This window comes from Lysinibacillus sp. HST-98, assembly GCF_016757845.1.
GTDB classification, from domain to species: Bacteria; Bacillota; Bacilli; order Bacillales_A; family Planococcaceae; genus Lysinibacillus; species Lysinibacillus capsici.
Genome location: NZ_JAENHX010000012.1, coordinates 1 through 19,239 on the forward strand (window position 1 = coordinate 1; position 19,239 = coordinate 19,239).

The 19,239-nt window shown below is 39.4% G+C and carries 19 protein-coding genes, 2 rRNA genes and 1 riboswitch; of the genes, 20 read left to right on the forward strand and 1 reads right to left on the reverse strand.

Annotated elements, in window-relative coordinates:
* The 16 genes from JIN86_RS20540 to purD form a co-directional block, all read left to right on the forward strand.
* A 23S ribosomal RNA gene (locus JIN86_RS20540) occupies nucleotides 1–125 on the forward strand; the annotation flags it as partial.
* Nucleotides 126–240: 115 nt separating this feature from the next.
* A 5S ribosomal RNA gene (rrf, locus tag JIN86_RS20545) occupies nucleotides 241–356 on the forward strand.
* Nucleotides 357–504: 148 nt separating this feature from the next.
* Nucleotides 505–771, forward strand: a complete 267-nt coding sequence (locus JIN86_RS20550) for a hypothetical protein (RefSeq protein ID WP_004225754.1) — start codon at nucleotides 505–507, stop codon at nucleotides 769–771.
* 139 nt (nucleotides 772–910) lie between these two features.
* On the forward strand, nucleotides 911–1,105 hold the full coding sequence (locus tag JIN86_RS20555; RefSeq protein ID WP_004225753.1) for an NETI motif-containing protein: 195 nt from the start codon (nucleotides 911–913) through the stop codon (nucleotides 1,103–1,105).
* Between the two features lie 93 nt (nucleotides 1,106–1,198).
* A riboswitch (purine riboswitch) is annotated at nucleotides 1,199–1,297 on the forward strand.
* 214 nt (nucleotides 1,298–1,511) lie between these two features.
* A complete protein-coding gene (gene purE / locus JIN86_RS20560; protein ID WP_004225751.1) occupies nucleotides 1,512–2,000 on the forward strand; it encodes a 5-(carboxyamino)imidazole ribonucleotide mutase in 489 nt (162 codons plus the stop codon).
* A complete protein-coding gene (gene purK, locus JIN86_RS20565) occupies nucleotides 1,997–3,121 on the forward strand; it encodes a 5-(carboxyamino)imidazole ribonucleotide synthase (protein WP_004225748.1) in 1,125 nt (374 codons plus the stop codon). Before purE ends, purK begins: the two co-directional genes overlap by 4 nt.
* 13 nt (nucleotides 3,122–3,134) lie before the next feature.
* Nucleotides 3,135–4,430: an adenylosuccinate lyase gene (gene purB, locus JIN86_RS20570; protein WP_004225746.1), complete on the forward strand. Its 1,296-nt coding sequence runs from the start codon at nucleotides 3,135–3,137 to the stop codon at nucleotides 4,428–4,430.
* A gap of 129 nt (nucleotides 4,431–4,559) precedes the next feature.
* The gene (gene purC, locus JIN86_RS20575; protein ID WP_004225744.1) at nucleotides 4,560–5,270 is read left to right on the forward strand and encodes a phosphoribosylaminoimidazolesuccinocarboxamide synthase; all 711 of its coding nucleotides are present in this window, start codon (nucleotides 4,560–4,562) and stop codon (nucleotides 5,268–5,270) included.
* A gap of 2 nt (nucleotides 5,271–5,272) precedes the next feature.
* Entirely contained in the window at nucleotides 5,273–5,521 is a 249-nt protein-coding gene (purS, locus tag JIN86_RS20580; RefSeq protein ID WP_004225741.1) for a phosphoribosylformylglycinamidine synthase subunit PurS, read from the forward strand.
* Nucleotides 5,522–5,523: 2 nt separating this feature from the next.
* Nucleotides 5,524–6,207: a phosphoribosylformylglycinamidine synthase subunit PurQ gene (gene purQ, locus JIN86_RS20585; protein ID WP_048394895.1), complete on the forward strand. Its 684-nt coding sequence runs from the start codon at nucleotides 5,524–5,526 to the stop codon at nucleotides 6,205–6,207.
* The gene (gene purL / locus JIN86_RS20590; RefSeq protein ID WP_004225735.1) at nucleotides 6,194–8,428 is read left to right on the forward strand and encodes a phosphoribosylformylglycinamidine synthase subunit PurL; all 2,235 of its coding nucleotides are present in this window, start codon (nucleotides 6,194–6,196) and stop codon (nucleotides 8,426–8,428) included. The genes purQ and purL overlap by 14 nt, the downstream gene beginning before the upstream one ends.
* Nucleotides 8,404–9,828 (forward strand): amidophosphoribosyltransferase, encoded by a 1,425-nt coding sequence (purF, locus tag JIN86_RS20595; protein ID WP_004225733.1) that lies wholly within the window; start codon nucleotides 8,404–8,406, stop codon nucleotides 9,826–9,828. The genes purL and purF overlap by 25 nt, the downstream gene beginning before the upstream one ends.
* An 84-nt stretch (nucleotides 9,829–9,912) precedes the next feature.
* On the forward strand, nucleotides 9,913–10,968 hold the full coding sequence (gene purM, locus JIN86_RS20600) for a phosphoribosylformylglycinamidine cyclo-ligase (RefSeq protein WP_009374267.1): 1,056 nt from the start codon (nucleotides 9,913–9,915) through the stop codon (nucleotides 10,966–10,968).
* On the forward strand, nucleotides 10,968–11,537 hold the full coding sequence (gene purN, locus JIN86_RS20605; RefSeq protein ID WP_004225729.1) for a phosphoribosylglycinamide formyltransferase: 570 nt from the start codon (nucleotides 10,968–10,970) through the stop codon (nucleotides 11,535–11,537). Before purM ends, purN begins: the two co-directional genes overlap by 1 nt.
* A gap of 113 nt (nucleotides 11,538–11,650) precedes the next feature.
* A complete protein-coding gene (gene purH / locus JIN86_RS20610) occupies nucleotides 11,651–13,177 on the forward strand; it encodes a bifunctional phosphoribosylaminoimidazolecarboxamide formyltransferase/IMP cyclohydrolase (protein ID WP_004225728.1) in 1,527 nt (508 codons plus the stop codon).
* Nucleotides 13,178–13,258: 81 nt separating this feature from the next.
* Entirely contained in the window at nucleotides 13,259–14,515 is a 1,257-nt protein-coding gene (gene purD, locus JIN86_RS20615) for a phosphoribosylamine--glycine ligase (RefSeq protein WP_202342750.1), read from the forward strand.
* A 106-nt stretch (nucleotides 14,516–14,621) separates the two neighbouring features.
* Here purD and JIN86_RS20620 read toward each other — a convergent pair whose 3' ends face one another.
* Nucleotides 14,622–15,047, reverse strand: coding sequence for a YgaP-like transmembrane domain (locus JIN86_RS20620; protein WP_202342751.1), 426 nt, complete (start codon nucleotides 15,045–15,047; stop codon nucleotides 14,622–14,624).
* 199 nt (nucleotides 15,048–15,246) lie between these two features.
* Between JIN86_RS20620 and JIN86_RS20625 the strand changes: the two genes are divergently transcribed.
* The 4 genes from JIN86_RS20625 (at nucleotide 15,247) to pcrB (ending at nucleotide 19,230) form a co-directional block, all read left to right on the forward strand.
* A complete protein-coding gene (locus tag JIN86_RS20625) occupies nucleotides 15,247–16,968 on the forward strand; it encodes an adenine deaminase C-terminal domain-containing protein (protein WP_004225722.1) in 1,722 nt (573 codons plus the stop codon).
* Between the two features lie 69 nt (nucleotides 16,969–17,037).
* On the forward strand, nucleotides 17,038–18,093 hold the full coding sequence (locus tag JIN86_RS20630; protein WP_004225719.1) for a DUF3048 domain-containing protein: 1,056 nt from the start codon (nucleotides 17,038–17,040) through the stop codon (nucleotides 18,091–18,093).
* Between the two features lie 15 nt (nucleotides 18,094–18,108).
* On the forward strand, nucleotides 18,109–18,429 hold the full coding sequence (locus JIN86_RS20635; RefSeq protein WP_004225717.1) for a YerC/YecD family TrpR-related protein: 321 nt from the start codon (nucleotides 18,109–18,111) through the stop codon (nucleotides 18,427–18,429).
* 111 nt (nucleotides 18,430–18,540) lie between these two features.
* On the forward strand, nucleotides 18,541–19,230 hold the full coding sequence (gene pcrB, locus JIN86_RS20640) for a heptaprenylglyceryl phosphate synthase (protein WP_202342752.1): 690 nt from the start codon (nucleotides 18,541–18,543) through the stop codon (nucleotides 19,228–19,230).
* Nucleotides 19,231–19,239: the final 9 nt, after the last annotated feature.

Here is a 19,239-nt window from a genome sequence, read left to right on the forward strand (position 1 = left end):
AAGATGAGATTTCCCATTACGCAAGTAAGTAAGATCCCTCAAAGACGATGAGGTAGATAGGTTCGAGGTGGAAGTGTGGTGACACATGGAGCTGACGAATACTAATCGATCGAGGACTTAACCAAAAAAGTTTGAAACATTCAATGCACCGTTTATCCAGTTTTGAAAGAATAATTCTTTCAACAAAAAAGAGAGCTTCAAGACGCCGTAATACGCCGTGTATTGGAGGTCGAATAAAAGTCTAGTGATGATGGCAAAGAGGTCACACCCGTTCCCATACCGAACACGGAAGTTAAGCTCTTTAGCGCCGATGGTAGTTGGGGGCTTCCCCCTGTGAGAGTAGGACGTCGCTAGGCAATTATAAAGTCATGGATCTATTCCATGACTTTTTTTATTTTGTGAACTATTCATAAAATGCTATAATATATTTAATATTTTCAAGTGGATTTAAACGAAAATTCTTTCACCTAGATACATTCTGGATTTAATAATGGAGGAATCAAAATGAGGCAGAACATTTTTTCTGCGATTTCGATCACAAGTCTACTACTTATATTCTTTATGTTTGGCTACGATTCAACCAAATGGTATGGAAATCTTTTTACATTTCTCTATCGTGTAAATATGTTTATACCGTTTATTTTAGGTGGTGTAGGCATCACCAGTGCCCTATTTGGCATCAAAGGATATCGTACGGTTCTTGTTGTCCTTCATTTGTTCCTAATGCTATTATTTTTTTGTATCTATTTAAAGGCATTTTATGTTCCATGAGCATTCATTAAAACTGCGGAGAGGAATCTGCAGTTTTTTCTATTTATTTAAGTTCTTACATACTTCTGTAAACAACAAAAGGTATAATGAATTACAAATTGATTGTGAATGAATATGTACAATGGAAAGGAAGAAAAAGTTGGGAAAAAAGCAAATTTGGTATGAGGTACAGGAAAACGAGTCAATCGAGGATTGTTTGGCAAGAATGCGGAAAGAAGGCTTTATGGTCATAGGACGAAAAGAAGAGCCACTTTTTCATATCGTAGATGGTGAGCCAGCTTATCTGCGCCAAAAAATTCAGTTTAAAGGTATACCTGCTCAAGATATCGAATGATTTTGACTAAAAACCGAACATTTTTTTCGACCTAATAAAAAATGTTCGCATTTTTGGATTGACGATAAGACAATCCCTTGTTAAAATGTGAGAAGGAAAAACAAATAGATCCCACATATATGCTAGAGGATTGGCTCTAGTGTCTCTACCCGGCACCGTAAATGCTGGACTATGCGGGAAAGCACTTTTGGCGTATGGTGAGAAGGTCTTTGTACAGCTATGTTCTATGTACATGGAGACGACCTTGTCCGAATAATCCTCAAGTAAACTGCTTTCACGTGTACCGGTAGAGAGTAGTTTATTTGGGGATTTTCTTTGTAAATAAGAATTGCAGTAGCTATTCAAATAGAGGCTAGCACAATAAATAATTGATCATTTTTCTATCGTTTAAAAGGAGCGACAATTTATGAATCCGAAAATCGGTGTCATTATGGGTAGTTCAAGTGACTGGGAAACAATGAAACATGCATGTGATATTTTAGATGAATTACAAGTACCGTACGAAAAGAAAGTTGTATCTGCACATCGTACACCTGATTTAATGTTTGAATATGCAGAGGCAGCTCGCGAGCGAGGAATACAAGTAATTATTGCTGGAGCAGGCGGTGCCGCACATTTACCAGGAATGGTAGCAGCTAAAACAACACTACCTGTCATCGGTGTACCTGTTCAATCACGTGCACTTAATGGACTTGATTCACTATTATCCATCGTTCAAATGCCTGGTGGCGTGCCTGTAGCAACTGTAGCGATTGGCAAAGCAGGAGCGACGAATGCAGGGTTACTTGCAGCTCAAATTTTGTCAACAACAGATGCCGAGCTTGCTAATAAATTAGATGCTAGACGTGAAGCAACAAAGCAGCAAGTATTAGAAAGTACAGGTGACTTAGTGTGACGAAGATTATTTATCCTGGACAAACGATAGGCATTATCGGTGGAGGACAACTTGGTCGAATGATGGCACTTGCTGCAAAGGAGTCTGGTTTTAAAGTGGCTGTTCTTGAACCAGCAATGGACTCACCTTGTGGGCAGGTAGCAGATATTCGCATTGTAGCTCCATATGATGATGAAGCTGCTTTAGAAGAACTTGCAGAAGTAAGTGATATTATCACATATGAATTTGAAAATATTGATTATGAAGGCTTAAAGCGTTTATCACAAATGGCTTATGTTCCTCAAGGAGCAGAGTTGGTACGTATTACACAAAACCGTATAACAGAGAAAGAAGCTATTGTGAAAGCTGGTTGCCCAGTAGCACCATATATTGTTGCAAAAACTTATGAAGAATTAGTAGCCAATATTGATTCGATTGGTTATCCTTGTATAGTCAAAACAGCAAGAGGTGGTTATGATGGCAAGGGACAGCAGCTTTTAAAATCAACTGAAGATTTGCCTTTAGCGAAAGAATTATTCACGCATTCGCAATGTATTGCAGAAGGATTTGTTCCTTTCGTAAAGGAAGTATCGGTCATTGTTCAAAGAAATGGTCATGGTGAATCGTATTGCCAGCCAGTTGGAGAGAACATTCATGTTCATCATATTCTTCACGAGACAATAGTACCTGCTCGCATAACTGAAAGCACAGCTCAAGCTGCAGAACGGGAAGCTTTGAAAATTGCAGATTATTTACATTTAGTAGGAACGCTAGCGGTAGAAATGTTTGTATTAGAAGATGGTAGTATTGTTATCAATGAATTAGCACCAAGACCTCATAATTCTGGTCACTATTCAATTGAAGCATGTAATGTTTCACAATTCCATCAGCATATTCGTGCTGTTTGTGGATGGCCGTTACGTAAGCCACAACTATGGGCACCATCCATTATGGTCAATGTATTAGGGCAGCATGTCGTGCCACTCAGTAACTCAATTGCTAAATATCCTGAATGGTCCATACATCTTTATGGGAAAGCTGAAGCTAAGGTCAACCGTAAAATGGGCCATGTGACGATTATGACAAAAGACTTAGAAGCTACACTACAACAAATCGAGAGTTCTGGCATTTGGTCAGAATAGAAGGAGATACGCGATGATTGAACGTTACACAAGACCCGAAATGGGCGCAATTTGGACAGAACAAAATAAATACCAAGCTTGGCTAGAGGTTGAAATTTTAGCTTGTGAAGCATGGGCAGAGTTAGGGGATATCCCAAAAGAGGATGTTGCTAAAATTCGCGAAAATGCTTCATTTGATGTGAATCGTATATTAGAAATTGAACAAGAAACTCGTCATGACGTTGTAGCCTTTACTCGTGCTGTTTCTGAAACACTTGGAGAGGAGCGCAAATGGGTACATTATGGTTTAACTTCTACGGACGTAGTAGATACAGCACTTTCTTATTTAATCAAACAAGCAAATGATATTTTACGAAAAGATATCGTGAATTTCATTGATATTATTGCTACTAAGGCAAAAGAACATAAACATACAGTTATGATGGGACGCACACATGGTGTTCATGCTGAACCAACAACTTTCGGTTTGAAACTTGGTTTATGGTATGAGGAAATGAAGCGTAACCTTGAACGTTTTGAAGCAGCTGCCAAAGTAATTGAAACAGGAAAAATGTCTGGAGCTGTTGGAACATATGCCAATATCGATCCTCGTGTTGAGCAATATGTTTGCGACAAATTAGGCCTTGCAGCTTCACCGATTTCAACACAAACATTACAGCGTGACCGCCATGCTCAGTATTTAGGTGCATTAGCTTTAATCGCTACTTCAATTGAAAAATTCGCAACAGAAATTCGTGGACTACAGAAATCTGAAACACGTGAAGTGGAGGAAGCTTTTGCAAAAGGTCAAAAAGGATCATCAGCAATGCCACATAAGCGTAATCCAATCGGTTCTGAAAACATGGTTGGTATGTCTCGTTTAATGCGAGGTTATATGGTGACTGCTTATGAAAATGTCGCTTTATGGCATGAACGTGATATTTCACATTCATCTGCAGAGCGTGTTATTTTACCGGATGCAACTATTACTCTGAACTATATGCTAAATCGCTTCGGTAATATTGTGAAAAACTTAACAGTATTCCCCGAGAACATGAAACGTAATATGGATCGTACATTTGGTCTTATTTATTCTCAACGCATCTTACTAGCATTGATTGATAAAGGACTAGTACGTGAAGAAGCTTATGATACAGTACAACCTTTAGCAATGCAGGCTTGGGACGAGCAAGTTCAGTTCCGTACATTAGTCGATGCAAGTGAAAAAATCACATCTTATTTAACAAAAGAAGAGTTGGATGATTGTTTTGATTACAACTACCACTTACAGCATGTTGATATGATTTTTGAACGACTAGGACTTAACTAATATTTATTTAGCCACCTACTAATAAATGTTAGAGCCACCAGTAAAAAGTTTCAGAGTTGAATCGTAGAGATACGGTTCAATTCTGAACATTATTACAAGCGTATCTCATAATATCAGGGGGAAAACGAAATGACTAAAGGTCAACTTTTGTATGAAGGTAAAGCAAAAAAATTGTTCACAACAGAGGAGCCAAATGTGCTACTTGTTGAGTACAAGGATAGTGCAACAGCATTCAATGGTGAAAAGAAAGAGGAAATTGAAGGTAAGGGCATTTTAAATAATCGCATTACTTCATTAATTTTCGAAAAATTACAAGCTAACGGAATTGCGTCACATTTCGTAAAACAATTATCCGATACACAACAACTTGTAAAGAAAGTAGAAATTATTCCGATTGAGGTAGTTGTTCGTAATATTGCTGCTGGAAGTTTAGCAAAGCGTCTAGGTCTTGAAGAAGGGACACCTTTAAAACGACCAATCGTTGAATTTTATTATAAAGACGATGATTTAGGCGACCCACTTATTACGACAGAACATATTGATGTTCTTGGACTTGCCACACCAACTGAAGTAACAGCTATTTATGATGGTGCATTAGCCGTTAACAAAGTGCTACAGCCGATCTTTGCAGATGTCAATGTGACATTGATTGATTTTAAATTAGAGTTTGGCCGTGATATGGATGGTCATGTATTATTGGCAGATGAAATTTCACCAGATACATGCCGACTTTGGGATGCAACAACGAAGCAAAAGTTAGACAAAGATGTTTTTCGTCGTGACCTTGGTAATTTAACTGAAGTTTATACTATTATACTTTCTAGACTCGGAGGCAAATAACAATGAAAAAAGTAAAAATCTATGTAACATTACGTGAGAGCATTCTTGATCCTCAAGGCTCTGCAGTACAAGGTTCTTTAGCGAAGATGGGCTACGGTGAAGTAGAAGATTTACGTATCGGTAAATATCTTGAACTATCAATTAAAGATTCAGAACGTGACATTGATACTCTAGTAAAAGAAATGTGTGAAAAGGTTTTAACGAACGTTGTAATTGAAGACTACCGTTACGAAGTCGAGGAGGCTATTTAATCATGAAATTCGCAGTACTCGTATTCCCTGGGTCAAACTGTGACATCGATATGTATCATGCGATTAAAGACGAGCTAGGTGAAGAAGTAGAATATGTATGGCATACAGCAACAGATCTAAGTGGTTTTGATGGTGTATTAGTACCTGGAGGATTCTCCTATGGGGATTATCTTCGTTGTGGTGCAATGGCTAATCAATCTAACATTATGACAGAAGTTAAGAAGGCAGCAGATGCTGGTAAACCTGTATTAGGTGTATGTAATGGCTTCCAAATCCTAACAGAAGCAGGTTTATTGCCAGGAGCTTTATTGCGCAATAAAAACTTAAAATTTATGTGCCGTACAGTGCAGCTTAAAGTTGAAAACAACAATACATTATTCACAAATCAATATGAGCAAGGTCAAATCATCAATATTCCAATCGCACATGGTGAAGGTAACTACTACTGTGACGAGGAAACTTTACAATCACTAAAAGATAATAATCAAATCGTATTCACATACTCAGGTGACAATCCAAACGGTTCTTTAGAAGATATCGCAGGGATTATAAACGAGCGCGGCAATGTATTAGGGATGATGCCACACCCAGAGCGAGCTGTTGATGCACTGGTGGGCGGCGCAGACGGTCTAGCAGTATTTAAATCAATCGTGAAGCAGTGGAGGGAAAATCATGTCAACAACTAAGTTTGAGCCAACAGCACAGCAGATTAAAGATGAGAAGCTATACGCTGGAATGGGGATGTCAGACGAAGAATTTGCAATGGTAGAAGGTATTTTAGGACGTCTACCTAACTGGACAGAGACAGGTCTTTTCTCAGTAATGTGGTCTGAACACTGCTCGTACAAAAATTCAAAGCCAGTACTACGTAAATTCCCTACTAAAGGGCCTCAGGTATTACAAGGACCAGGTGAAGGTGCAGGTATTGTTGACATTGGTGACGAACAAGCAGTAGTGTTTAAAATGGAATCACATAACCATCCATCTGCAATCGAACCTTATCAAGGGGCTGCAACGGGTGTGGGTGGTATTATCCGTGACGTTTTCTCAATGGGTGCACGTCCAATCGCTATGTTAAACTCCTTACGCTTTGGTGAATTAAAGTCAGCACGTGGTAAATATCTATTTGAAGAAGTAGTAGCGGGAATCGCAGGATATGGTAACTGTATCGGAATCCCAACAGTAGGTGGCGAAATTCAATTTGATCCTTGCTATGAAGGTAATCCTCTTGTGAATGCTATGTGTGTTGGTTTAATTGATCATAAGGATATTCAACGAGGCATTGCAGCTGGAGTAGGTAATACAGTGATGTATGTTGGAGCGAAAACAGGCCGTGATGGTATTCATGGTGCAACATTCGCCTCTGAGGAATTAACTGAGGAATCAGAAAACCAACGTCCAGCAGTACAAGTTGGAGATCCATTTATGGAGAAGCTTTTACTTGAAGCTTGTTTAGAGGTTGTAAAATCGGATGCTCTAGTTGGTATTCAAGATATGGGTGCAGCTGGTCTTACGTCTTCTTCAGCAGAAATGGCTTCAAAGGCTGGTTCTGGTGTAGAAATGAACTTAGACTTAGTGCCTCAGCGTGAAACAGGAATGTCAGCGTATGAAATGATGTTGTCTGAGTCTCAAGAACGTATGCTTTTAGTGGTGAAAAAAGGTCGCGAAGAGGAAATTAAAGCGATTTTCGATAAATACGATTTAGATGCAGTAGCGATTGGTCGCGTTACAGATGATAAAATGCTTCGTCTGCTACACAAAGGACAAGTAGTGGCAGAGGTACCTGCAGACGCATTAGCAGAAGATGCACCTGTTTATCATAAACCATCTGCGGAACCTGCATACTATGCTCAGTTCCAAGCAATCGAAAACACTGAACCTGCTGTGACTGATTACAAAGAAACACTAATTGCTTTATTAAAAGCACCGACAATTGCTTCTAAAGAATGGGTATACGATCAATATGATTATCAGGTACGTACATCAACAGTTGTTAAACCAGGCTCTGACGCTGCTGTTATTCGAGTACGTGGCACAAATAAAGGGTTGGCAATGACAACAGACTGTAACTCACGTTATATCTATTTAGATCCAGAAGTGGGTGGTGCTATCGCAGTAGCCGAAGCAGCTCGTAATATCGTGGCAACTGGTGGTACGCCACTTGCGATTACAGACTGCTTAAACTTCGGTAATCCAGAGAAACCAGAAATCTTCTGGCAAATTGAAAAATCTGCGGATGGTATTTCGGCAGCTTGTACGGCATTAAATGCTCCAGTAATCGGAGGTAACGTTTCTCTTTATAATGAACGTTCAGGTGAAGCGGTGTATCCAACACCGACAATTGGTATGGTTGGTCTTATTGAAGACTTAGCGCATGTAACGACACAGGATGTAAAGGCAGCAGGAGATCTTGTCTTTGTCATTGGTGAGACAAAAACAGAATTTGGTGGTTCAGAGCTTCAAAAACTTTTAAATAATGGTGTTATTTCAGGGAAAGCGCCAGCTATTGATTTAGAGGTTGAAGCGACACGTCAGCAAGCTTTATTAAAGGCGATTAAAGCAGGTCTTGTTCAATCTGCGCATGATGTAGCAGAGGGAGGTCTAGCTGTGGCGATTGCTGAAACAACATTTGGTGCTAACGGTCTTGGTGTGGATGTAACATTAACAGGCTCTGCAACAACTGCGCTATTCAGTGAGAGTCAATCTCGTTTTGTTGTCACAGTTAAAGAAGAAAATGCAGCAGCATTTGTAGAAATCATGAAAGATGCTCAAAAAATTGGTGTCGTAACAAACGATGCACTTGTGAAAATCAACGGGGACAAAGGTGTGCTTGTAGAAGGTACAGTGGAGGAATTCCGTTCTAATTGGAAAGGAGCAATCCCATGCTTGCTGAACTCAGAGGCTTAAACGAAGAATGTGGGGTGTTTGGTATTTGGGGTAACCCAAATCCAGCACACCTTAGCTATTACGGGCTTCATGCTCTTCAACACCGTGGACAAGAAGGCGCTGGAATTGTCGTTTCAGACGGACAGCATCTTCGCGCGGTGAAAGGCGAAGGACTAGTTAATGATGTTTTCAACGAAGATAAATTAAAAGCAGTGAACGGCAAAGCAGCTATTGCGCATGTTCGTTATACGACTGCTGGTGGTGGCGGTATTGAAAATGTACAGCCATTATTATTCCACTCCTCAACTGGTAGCCTTTCAATTGCCCATAACGGTAACTTAGTCAATGCGACACATTTAAAGCAATATTTAGAGCGACAAGGTAGCATTTTTCACTCTAGCTCTGATACAGAAGTGTTGGCGCATCTTATTAAGAAAAGTTCGCATTCACCATTCCGTGCGAAGGTAAAAAATGCCCTATCTCTTTTAAAGGGTGCCTATTCTTTCTTAATTATGACAAAGGATGAAATGCTTGTTGCACGTGATCCACATGGTTTACGTCCACTATCTCTTGGAAAGCTAGGAGATGGCTGGGTGGTAGCTTCTGAAACTTGTGCATTCGATTTAATTGGTGCAGAATTTGTTCGTTCGGTAGAACCAGGTGAATTAATCATTATTAATGATGAGGGCGTAAAATCAGATCGTTTTGCTGATATGGATAAACGTTCGATGTGTGCGATGGAATATGTTTATTTAGCACGTCCTGATTCGGATATTGATGGTATTAACGTTCATATGGCACGAAAACGTATGGGTAAACAGCTTGCTCGGGAGTGTGCGCATATTGAGGCAGATGTTGTAACAGGTGTTCCTGATTCAAGTATTTCCGCAGCGATTGGTTTTGCAGAAGAAAGTGGAATCCCTTATGAATTAGGTCTTATTAAAAACCGTTATGTTGGTCGTACGTTTATTCAGCCGACACAAGAGTTACGTGAACGTGGTGTGAAAATGAAACTTTCGCCTGTTGTTCAAGTCGTAAAAGGAAAAAAAGTAGTAATGGTTGATGATTCTATCGTTCGGGGTACAACATCTCGTCGCATTGTCAAAATGCTAAAAGATGCTGGTGCAGCGGAAGTTCATGTTGTAATTTCATCGCCGCCGATGACAAACCCTTGTTATTATGGCATTGATACATCAACACATGAAGAACTAATTGCCTCTAGTCATAATGTAGATGAAATTCGTGAAGCAATTGGTGCAGATTCTCTGACATTCCTTTCTGTTGAGGGGATGGTAGAAACAATTGCACGACCATACGAAGATGAAAACCGAGGACTTTGTCTTGCATGCTTTACAGGCAAATATCCAACAGAGATTTTCCCGGATACGATTTTGCCACATGAAAAAGAATTATTACGTTAAGAATAACATCGCAACAAATTAGTGTCTTACAGTCATTTCTATCTAGGAAACTTAGGCGACTTGGATGATAAGGAGGAACTCTGCGTGTCAAAGGCATATGAACAAGCAGGTGTAAATATTGAAGCGGGCTATGAAGCCGTAAAACGAATGAAGTCTCATGTTGAACGTACGAACCGTCTGGGTGTAATGGGGACATTTGGTGGTTTTGGTGGCATGTTTGACTTGTCAGAACTGAATCTTAAAGAACCTGTTCTTATTTCGGGGACAGATGGTGTTGGAACAAAGCTAAAGCTAGCCTTCATGGTAGACAAGCACGATACAATCGGTGTGGACTGTGTAGCAATGTGTGTAAATGATATTGTTGCTCAAGGAGCAGAACCGCTGTACTTTTTAGATTACGTAGCTCTTGGAAAAGCAGAGCCTGCAAAAATCGAACAAATTGTCAAAGGTGTTGCAGATGGCTGTGTGCAATCAGGTGCGGCCCTAATAGGTGGCGAAACTGCGGAAATGCCTGGACTTTATGAAGAAGATGAATATGATCTAGCTGGCTTTGCGGTAGGTGCTTGTGAAAAGTCTGCTATCGTAACAGGTGAAGAAATCGTAGAAGGCGATGTACTTATTGGGATTGCATCAAGTGGTGTACATTCAAACGGTTATTCTTTAGTGCGTAAAATTGTCTTTGCAGATCATCAATATGCTGTGGATGCTATTGTAGAAGGCTATGAAGATCTAGGCCCAATCGGTGAGGCGCTTCTCGTGCCAACAAAGCTATATGCTAAACCGGTGCTAGCAGCTTTAAAGGCAGCAGATGTACATGGCTGTGCACATGTTACAGGTGGCGGTTTCTATGAAAATCTACCACGCATGATGCCAGAGGGACTAGCAACGGAAATCGACTTAGGTTCTTGGCCTGTATTACGTATTTTTGAATTCCTAAAAGATAAGGGTCAGCTAGAAGATAAAGATTTATATAATGTGTTTAACATGGGTATTGGCTTTGTAATAGCTGTACCAGAAACTGAAGCTGATAAAGTAATCGCTGCAGTTGAAGCAAATGGTGAAAAGGCTTATACAATCGGACGTGTTATTAAAGGTGACGGAGTAGTATTTAATGGCTCACATGATGGGAGTTTAGTGTAATGACTGCACCAACAAAAATAGCCGTGTTCGCGTCAGGTAGCGGTAGCAATTTTCAAGCCATTCAAGAGGCCATTGAACGTGGTGAACTCCATGCAAAGGTCGCACTAGTGGTCACAGATAAGCCTGGAGCATTTGTAGTAACGCGTGCTGAAAACTTTGGGATTCCAGTGTTAGCATTGAATCCAAAAGAGTTTGTCTCAAAGTCAGCTTATGAGACAGCAATTATCGAAGCTTTACATGAGTGTGATGTGAAATGGATTGTGCTTGCTGGGTATATGCGTTTAATCAGTGACGTATTATTAGCAGCCTTTCCACAGCGAATTGTTAATATTCACCCGTCCCTATTGCCTGCCTTTCCTGGAAAGGACGCTATTGGACAAGCCATTAATCATGGTGTGAAAATAACAGGTGTCACAGTGCATTTTGTTGATGAAGGAATGGATACGGGACCAATTATCGCTCAGGCAGCGGTACCTGTCATTGAAGGAAATCGCGAAGCAACAGAAGCTGAAATTCATAAACAAGAGCATTTATTATATACAAAGGCATTACAGCAATTATTACAGTAACTGAAAAAGGAGTTAGGTCGAGAATCCTACTCAACAAGTAAGACCTAACTCTATTAATCTATTGAAGCAAGTCAGTTCGTGGACAGCACGATAAAAATTAGGAGGATATTGTTGTGACAAAACGTGCATTAATCAGTGTTTCCAATAAAGATGGTATTTTAGAATTTGCAAAGGAATTAGTAGCATTAGGTTATGAAATTTTATCAACTGGCGGTACAAAAAAAATGTTACAGGATAATGCGGTAGCTGTAACAGCAGTAGATGAAGTTACGAAGTTTCCTGAAATTTTAGATGGTCGTGTGAAAACTTTAAATCCAATGATTCACGGTGGTCTATTAGGAAAGTTTGATGATGTCTCTCATCAGGCACAGATGAATGAGCATGGAATTGAGCCAATTGAAATTGTTTGTGTTAATCTCTATCCGTTTGTTGAAACAATTTCAAAGCCTAATGTAACTTGGGATGATGCAATTGAAAACATTGATATCGGTGGACCAACAATGTTACGTTCTGCTGCAAAAAACCATCAATATGTTACAGTAATCGTGGACAGCAATGACTATGCAACAGTATTAGAGGAACTTAAAGCAGACGGTGCCACAACAATTGAAACACGTCGTAAACTAGCTGCGAAAGTTTTCCGTCACACAGCCGCTTATGATTCTTATATTTCGAACTACCTGACTGAAGAAGAGTTCCCAGAGAGCTTAACGATGACATATGAGTTAAAGCAAAATTTACGCTATGGCGAAAACCCTCACCAAAAAGCGGCCTTCTACCAAAAGCGTCTTGGCTCTGACTTTTCATTAGCTTATGCTACACAATTACACGGGAAAGAATTATCTTACAATAATATTCAAGATGGTAATGCAGCATTGCAAATTGTAAAAGAATTTGAAATGCCAGCTGCTGTAGCGGTGAAACATATGAATCCATGTGGTGTTGGCACTGGTGTCACGTTAGAGGCAGCATTCGATAAAGCATATGAAGCAGATCCAACATCTATTTTTGGCGGTATTATCGCATTAAATATGGAAGTGGATGCTGCAACTGCTGAGAAGCTAAGTCATATTTTCCTAGAAATTATTATTGCACCTGCTTTCTCACAAGAAGCATTAGATATTTTAACGAAAAAGAAAAATATCCGCTTACTAACAATTCCTTTCGAGCAAGCGAAACAGGATGCATTCAATGTAGTATCAGTTGAGGGTGGCCTTCTTGTACAGGAGCCAGATCGTTATGGCTTTGGCAATGCGGATATTAAAGTGGTGACAGATCGAGAACCAACAGAGCAAGAATGGGAAGCATTGCAACTTGGTTGGTCTGTTGTCAAACATGTGAAATCGAATGCGATTGTTGTAACAGATTCTCAAATGACACTTGGGGTTGGCGCAGGGCAAATGAATCGTGTAGGTGCAGCTAAAATTGCCTTTGAACAAGCTGGAGAAAAAGCGAAAGGTGCTGCATTAGCATCAGATGCATTTTTCCCAATGAGCGATACTGTGGAGGCGGCAGCAGCTGCAGGAATTACAGCAATTATTCAACCAGGTGGCTCCATTAAAGATCAAGATTCCATTGATAAAGCAAATGAATACGGCATTGCAATGGTATTCACAGGTGTACGTCATTTTAAACATTAATTGTTGAATTATATAGAAATGAAAACAGACCGAGATGTTGGTTCATCTCGGTCTTACTTACAAAGAGGAGGATTCTCTAAAATGAATGTATTAGTAATCGGAAGCGGTGGCCGTGAGCATGCAATCGCTAAACAATTTAGCATTTCTCCATCAGTAAACAACGTGTTCGTAGCGCCAGGAAATGATGGGATGCAAGGCGAAGTAGAAGTTGTTGCTATTGATACAATGGATTTCGCAGGTCTCGCTCAATTTGCCAAGGAAAATGATATTGCATTAACATTTGTTGGCCCAGAACAGCCGCTTGCTGAAGGCATTGTCGATTTCTTTACAGCTAGAGGTTTACGTATATTCGGTCCTACAAAAGTTGCTGCTCAAATAGAAAGCAGTAAATCCTATGCGAAAGAAATTATGAATAAATATAATATTCCTACAGCAGCACATAAAACATTTACTGAAGCAGAAAAAGCAATAGCCTATATTAAAGAACAAGGGGCACCTATTGTCATTAAGGCTGATGGTTTAGCAGCTGGTAAGGGCGTTGTCGTGGCAATGACAGAGGAAGAAGCAATTGAAGCTGTAGAGGATATGATTGGAAACCAACGTTTTGGTGAATCCTCTTCACGAGTTGTCGTTGAGGAATTTTTAGACGGTGAAGAATTCTCCTTTATGTCTTTTGTACACAAAGGACAAATTTATCCGATGGTTATTGCACAAGATCATAAACGAGCTTATGACGGTGATAAAGGACCAAATACAGGAGGTATGGGTGCTTATTCACCAGTACCACAAATTCCACAAGAGGTAGTAGATATTGCATTTCAAACTATTGTAGAACCAACTGTTAAAGGGATGGAGGCAGATGGTGCTTCCTTTACAGGTATTTTATACGCAGGGTTAATTTTAACGAAGAAAGGTCCTCAGGTTATAGAGTTTAATGCTCGTTTTGGTGATCCAGAAACGCAAGTTGTATTGCCACGTATGGTTTCAGATTTTGGTGCATTTATGATGGCGTTAATGGATGAACAGCCTTTTGATTTACAATGGTCAGAAGAAGCAATGCTTGGTGTAGTCATTGCAGCAGAGGGTTACCCAGGAGACGTTGAAAAAGGTAAGGTATTACCAAATTTAGAGGCACTTTCGACATCTCTTGCAGTTTTCCATGCAGGTACAAAATTAGTAGACGGTCAATTCGTTGGTAATGGTGGACGTGTACTGTTAGTTGGTGCAAAAGCAGCTACTTTACAAGAAGCACAGGAAAAGGTTTATGAAGGTATTGCAACGGAAACATGGGATCACTTTTTCTTCCGTAAAGATATTGGCTGGCGTACATTTAAGTAATTATTATCTTCACTAAATATTTTTTATCGTCTTTTGAAACCTCTTGTTGTTTCAAAACGTAAGAGGTAAGAGCCGTCTCAATAATAGATTGGGACGGCTCCTTTGACTAAGAAGGATTCTGAGCTTTATTCGTTGAAGAATCGCTACTCTTTAAGGAATTTTGAGTTGAAGTGCTGGTGTCAGATTGTTTTGAAACAGTGGCTTGTGAACTTGAAGAATTACCAGCTATAGCAGAGGAAAAATCCTTCATGAGCTTATCGATTTGTTCAGTAGACATAGAATTTTGCCCGCTGAACATACTTTGCATAGAGGTGTTCATGGCATTCTGCATATTGGAGCTTAAAACTGCTTTCGTTGGACAATATTTAAAAAGTCCTTCGGCCATTTTCATGGCACCTAATGCAATCATTAATCGACCTTTTGTACAATTAGGATTTCTAGAAACTTTAGCGATACCAAATGCGGTCAAACTCGTCCCCATGGCAAAACGACAAAATGCATTCTTTTCGCTTAAATTTGCTTGCTGCATCATCATACTTCCTCCTTTAGTCATTGTGGAAAAAATAAGCGAGGTGCACTTTGCTTTATGAAAGTGCTGTGTTACGATTGAAACAAGATGATTGCATAAAGCATAATTTTTATGAAAATATGCGTTTATGCAGTAGTAGTATGTGATTTCAAGTTGGATTTACACAATGAAAAATTACGTAATTTAGGAAGGAGCGAATAGCATGGATCCAGTATGGAAAATAACAAAATTACGTCAACAATTAGCAGTAATCGATGGGAAAAAGGCACCAGATATCGTGCTGAAGAATGCACGTTATTTGCATAGTATGTTAAAGCAATTCATAGTAGGAAACATTTGGATTTTGGGAGATCGCATTGTCTATGCTGGTGACAGAATGCCTCCTTTATTAGAAGGAACAGAAGTGGTGGATTGTACAGGAAAAACAATCGTACCTGGCTATATTGAGCCACATGTACACCCATTCCAGCTTTATCATCCACAGTCATTTGCAGATTTTTGTGGTCAGCTTGGGACAACAACTTTTATTTCGGATAATTTAAGCTTTGTTTTAAATTTAGAAAATAAGAAAGCGTTTTCAATTTTAGAGAGTTTGAAAAAGCTACCGTTTTCTTTTTATTGGTGGACTCGCTTTGACTCACAAACTGAATTGGAGCAAGAGGAAGAGGTTTTCTCTAATACTTCTATATTAGAGTGGTTAGAGCGAAGTGATGTCTTACTTGGTGGAGAGTTGACAGGTTGGCCTAAGCTGTTGCATGGTGACGATCAAATGCTTTATCGTATGCAAATGGCTAAGGGACTGGGAAAAAAAATTGAAGGACATTTCCCTGGAGCTTCAGAAAGAACATTGGCACGCATGAAACTGCTTGGTGCTGATGGTGATCATGAGGCAATGACAGTAGAAGAGGTAGAGCGTCGTATTATGCAGGGCTATGCTGTAACTTTACGTCATTCTTCCATTCGACCAGATTTACCACATCTACTAAAAGGAATAGTAGAAAAAGAACTTCCAATCTTTGATCATTTAATGATGACAACAGACGGTTCAACACCTTCATTCCATGAGGATGGTGTGATGGATAAATGCATTCAAGTAGCTTTAGATGCAGGGGTATCTCCTATTGATGCTTACCAAATGGCTTCCTATAATGTAGCACGTTATTACAACATGTCTAATTTACATGGTTTTATCGCAACAGGGCGTTTTGCTTCACTCAATATTTTACAAGATGAGTATCATCCTGTTCCAGAAAGTGTCTTATCAAAGGGTGTCTGGTTGAAGCGTGATGGGGATCGGGTGCATAGAATGTCGACAATTGATTATTCTGCCATCCCAGCTCTAGATTTAGATTTCTCATTAGATTCACAGGATTTTCAGTTTTCTATGCCGTTTGGGATTCAATTAGTTAATGATGTGATTACAAAGCCTTATAATTCTTTAATTGCTAAAGAAGGGCAATTGGCAAATCATGATGAGTGCTATTTAATGCTCATTAATCGAAAAGGCAACTGGCATGTAAATACAATGATTAAAGGATTTGCAACAGATGTCCAAGGCTTTGCATCCTCTTATTCGAACACGGGTGACATATTGTTAATTGGAAAAAATAAAGACGATATGATGAAAGCCTTCGAAGAAATGAAGGCAATGAATGGTGGTATTGTTCTCGTCGAAAAAGGAGAAGTTATAGCGGATATACCATTAACAATTGGTGGACTTTTATATGATGGAGATGTATTCACTTTAACAGAGAAAGAAAAGGCTTTAAAACAAGCTTTAGCAGATAGAGGCTATCAATTAGGAGATGCCATTTATACATTATTATTTTTACAATCTACTCATTTACCATATATTCGTATAACACCACAAGGAATTTTCGATGTGATGAAGAATAAGTTATTATTACCTGCTGTTATGCGCTAATTCATGAAAGTGTTTCAGTTGTTTAAACAATTACAAATATGTGTAATTGTTCAAAGGAGAGATATGCTTGTGTTCAAATCGAAAAAATTATGGATTGCTTTTGCATTTAGTGCTTTGGTGATCGGGGGATGTTCAAAGGATACACCAAAAGTCAAAGAGGATGAAGAACCAATTGTAGAGGAAGAAGCAGTAGTGGAGGAGCCTGTGCAACAACCAGCTTTTGTTGCACCACTTACTGGGGAGGCTGTACAAGAAGAAATTACACAGCGACCAATTATCGTAACCATTAATAATCATCCAGCGGCACGTCCACAGTCAGGCTTAGCTGCGGCTGATATTATTTATGAAATGCTTGCAGAAGGTAATGTGACACGCTTTTTAGCAGTATACCAAAGTGAACTGCCTGAAAATATTGGGCCGGTTCGTAGTGCACGCTCTTATTTTATCGATATGGCCAAGGGATTTGATGCCTTTTATGTAGCACATGGCTATAGTCCGGAGGCGAAAACAATGCTTGATCATCGTATCGTCGACAATATCAACGGTATGGCTTATGATGGTATTCTGTTTAAACGTTCTAACGACCGCGTTGCGCCACACAATTCCTATATTACATCAGACAACATTCTAAAAGGTGCTGAAATGGTAGGCGCTTCAATGAATTACAGTGAAAAAGTACTTCAGGCTTTTTATGAACCTGATGAACGTGGTAAAATAGGTATTGAAACAAGTCAAATTGACATTTATTACGGAAATAATGAAGATTTCCATAACGCGTATGTGTATGATCATCAAACTAATCACTATGAACGACAATCGGCTAGCGTGGACACAAAAGATATGTTAACAGGCGAAACAGTGTCATTGGCAAATGTTCTATTTTTCGAAATGGATCACCAAACAATCGATGATATTGGTCGCCAAGCAATTGATTTAACGTCTGGTGGAAATGCGTATGTATTTCAAAATGGCTATTTGAGGGAAGTCAAGTGGGCTAATGTTAATGGAATACCAATGGCTGTAGAGCAAACGGGGGATCCTGTAAAGCTTGTACCAGGAAAGTCGTGGGTTCATTTCGTACCATCTTCGCCAGGGTTACAAGCAATGGTGAAAACGCAGCCTTAAAGGGAGGAAAATTGCATGCAAATCGAAAAAATTCGGGGGCATCAAACAGATCAATTATTTAAAGCAGTGTTAGAGTTGAAGGACATCGAGGAATGCTATAAGTTTTTTGATGATTTATGTACGATTAGCGAAATTCAATCGTTGGCACAACGCTTTGAGGTTGCACATTTATTACGATTAAAGAAAACCTACGAATCCATTAAAAAGGAAACAGGGGCAAGTACTGCAACTATTTCGCGCGTGCGTCGCTGCTTCGATTATGGGAATGATACATATGATGAAATGTTAGGTCGTTTGTATCCAGATGAAAAACCATTCCAAGCACCAAAAGAATAGTCAGAAAAAAGGCTGAGTAGAAGTTCTACTCGGTCTTTTTCATTTTTTTGTCGTGAATCATAAGCTATACTTGTAAACGAATAGATAGAAAATGATAGGTGGTAAACATAGATGGATTATTTGGAATGGAGACATGTGTTCAAGCTAGATCCAGCGAAGGACATTTCCGATGAAGCATTAGAAAAAATTTGCGAGTCGGGGACAGATGTTATTTTAGTTGGGGGAACAGATAATGTAACGTTGGATGGGGTATTAGATTTACTTGTTCGAGTGCGTCGTTTTGAGGTGCCAATAGCGCTTGAAATTTCTACGATTGATGCGGTAACACCAGGTTACGACTATTATTTCATCCCAACGGTATTAAATAGTGATGATCCAAAATGGATTAAAAATTTACATCATGAGGCTATTAAAGAATACGGTGATATTATGGTATGGGATGAATTAGTAGCGGAAGGATATTGTATTTTAAATCCTGATTGTAAAGTAGCCCATGTAACGGGTGCGAAAACAGATTTAACGATTGATGATGTGGTAGCTTATGCACGCATGGCAGAGAATTTCTTTAAACTGCCTGTTTTTTATTTAGAGTACAGTGGAATGTATGGCAATTTAGAGGTAGTCAGTGCTGTGAAAAACGAACTGAAGCATACCAAACTCTTTTACGGTGGTGGCATAACATCTGCAAAGCAAGCAGAGGTAATGGCACGCGTTGCTGATACGGTAGTAGTTGGAAATATTATTTACGAAGATTTAAAAGCTGCACTTGCGACTGTTAAGGCTGTTAAAAATACGTTATAATTTTAGAAC

Bases quoted from the DNA above. Each gene is read 5' to 3' on its own strand.
- JIN86_RS20550 (WP_004225754.1), top strand. From the start codon at position 505: ATGAGGCAGAACATTTTTTCTGCGATTTCGATCACAAGTCTACTACTT.
- purE (WP_004225751.1), top strand. From the start codon at position 1,512: ATGAATCCGAAAATCGGTGTCATTATGGGTAGTTCAAGTGACTGGGAA.
- purB (WP_004225746.1), top strand. From the start codon at position 3,135: ATGATTGAACGTTACACAAGACCCGAAATGGGCGCAATTTGGACAGAA.
- purC (WP_004225744.1), top strand. From the start codon at position 4,560: ATGACTAAAGGTCAACTTTTGTATGAAGGTAAAGCAAAAAAATTGTTC.
- purS (WP_004225741.1), top strand. From the start codon at position 5,273: ATGAAAAAAGTAAAAATCTATGTAACATTACGTGAGAGCATTCTTGAT.
- purQ (WP_048394895.1), top strand. From the start codon at position 5,524: ATGAAATTCGCAGTACTCGTATTCCCTGGGTCAAACTGTGACATCGAT.
- purL (WP_004225735.1), top strand. From the start codon at position 6,194: ATGTCAACAACTAAGTTTGAGCCAACAGCACAGCAGATTAAAGATGAG.
- purF (WP_004225733.1), top strand. From the start codon at position 8,404: ATGCTTGCTGAACTCAGAGGCTTAAACGAAGAATGTGGGGTGTTTGGT.
- purN (WP_004225729.1), top strand. From the start codon at position 10,968: ATGACTGCACCAACAAAAATAGCCGTGTTCGCGTCAGGTAGCGGTAGC.
- purD (WP_202342750.1), top strand. From the start codon at position 13,259: ATGAATGTATTAGTAATCGGAAGCGGTGGCCGTGAGCATGCAATCGCT.
- JIN86_RS20620 (WP_202342751.1), bottom strand. From the start codon at position 15,047: ATGATGCAGCAAGCAAATTTAAGCGAAAAGAATGCATTTTGTCGTTTT.
- JIN86_RS20625 (WP_004225722.1), top strand. From the start codon at position 15,247: ATGGATCCAGTATGGAAAATAACAAAATTACGTCAACAATTAGCAGTA.
- JIN86_RS20635 (WP_004225717.1), top strand. From the start codon at position 18,109: ATGCAAATCGAAAAAATTCGGGGGCATCAAACAGATCAATTATTTAAA.
- pcrB (WP_202342752.1), top strand. From the start codon at position 18,541: ATGGATTATTTGGAATGGAGACATGTGTTCAAGCTAGATCCAGCGAAG.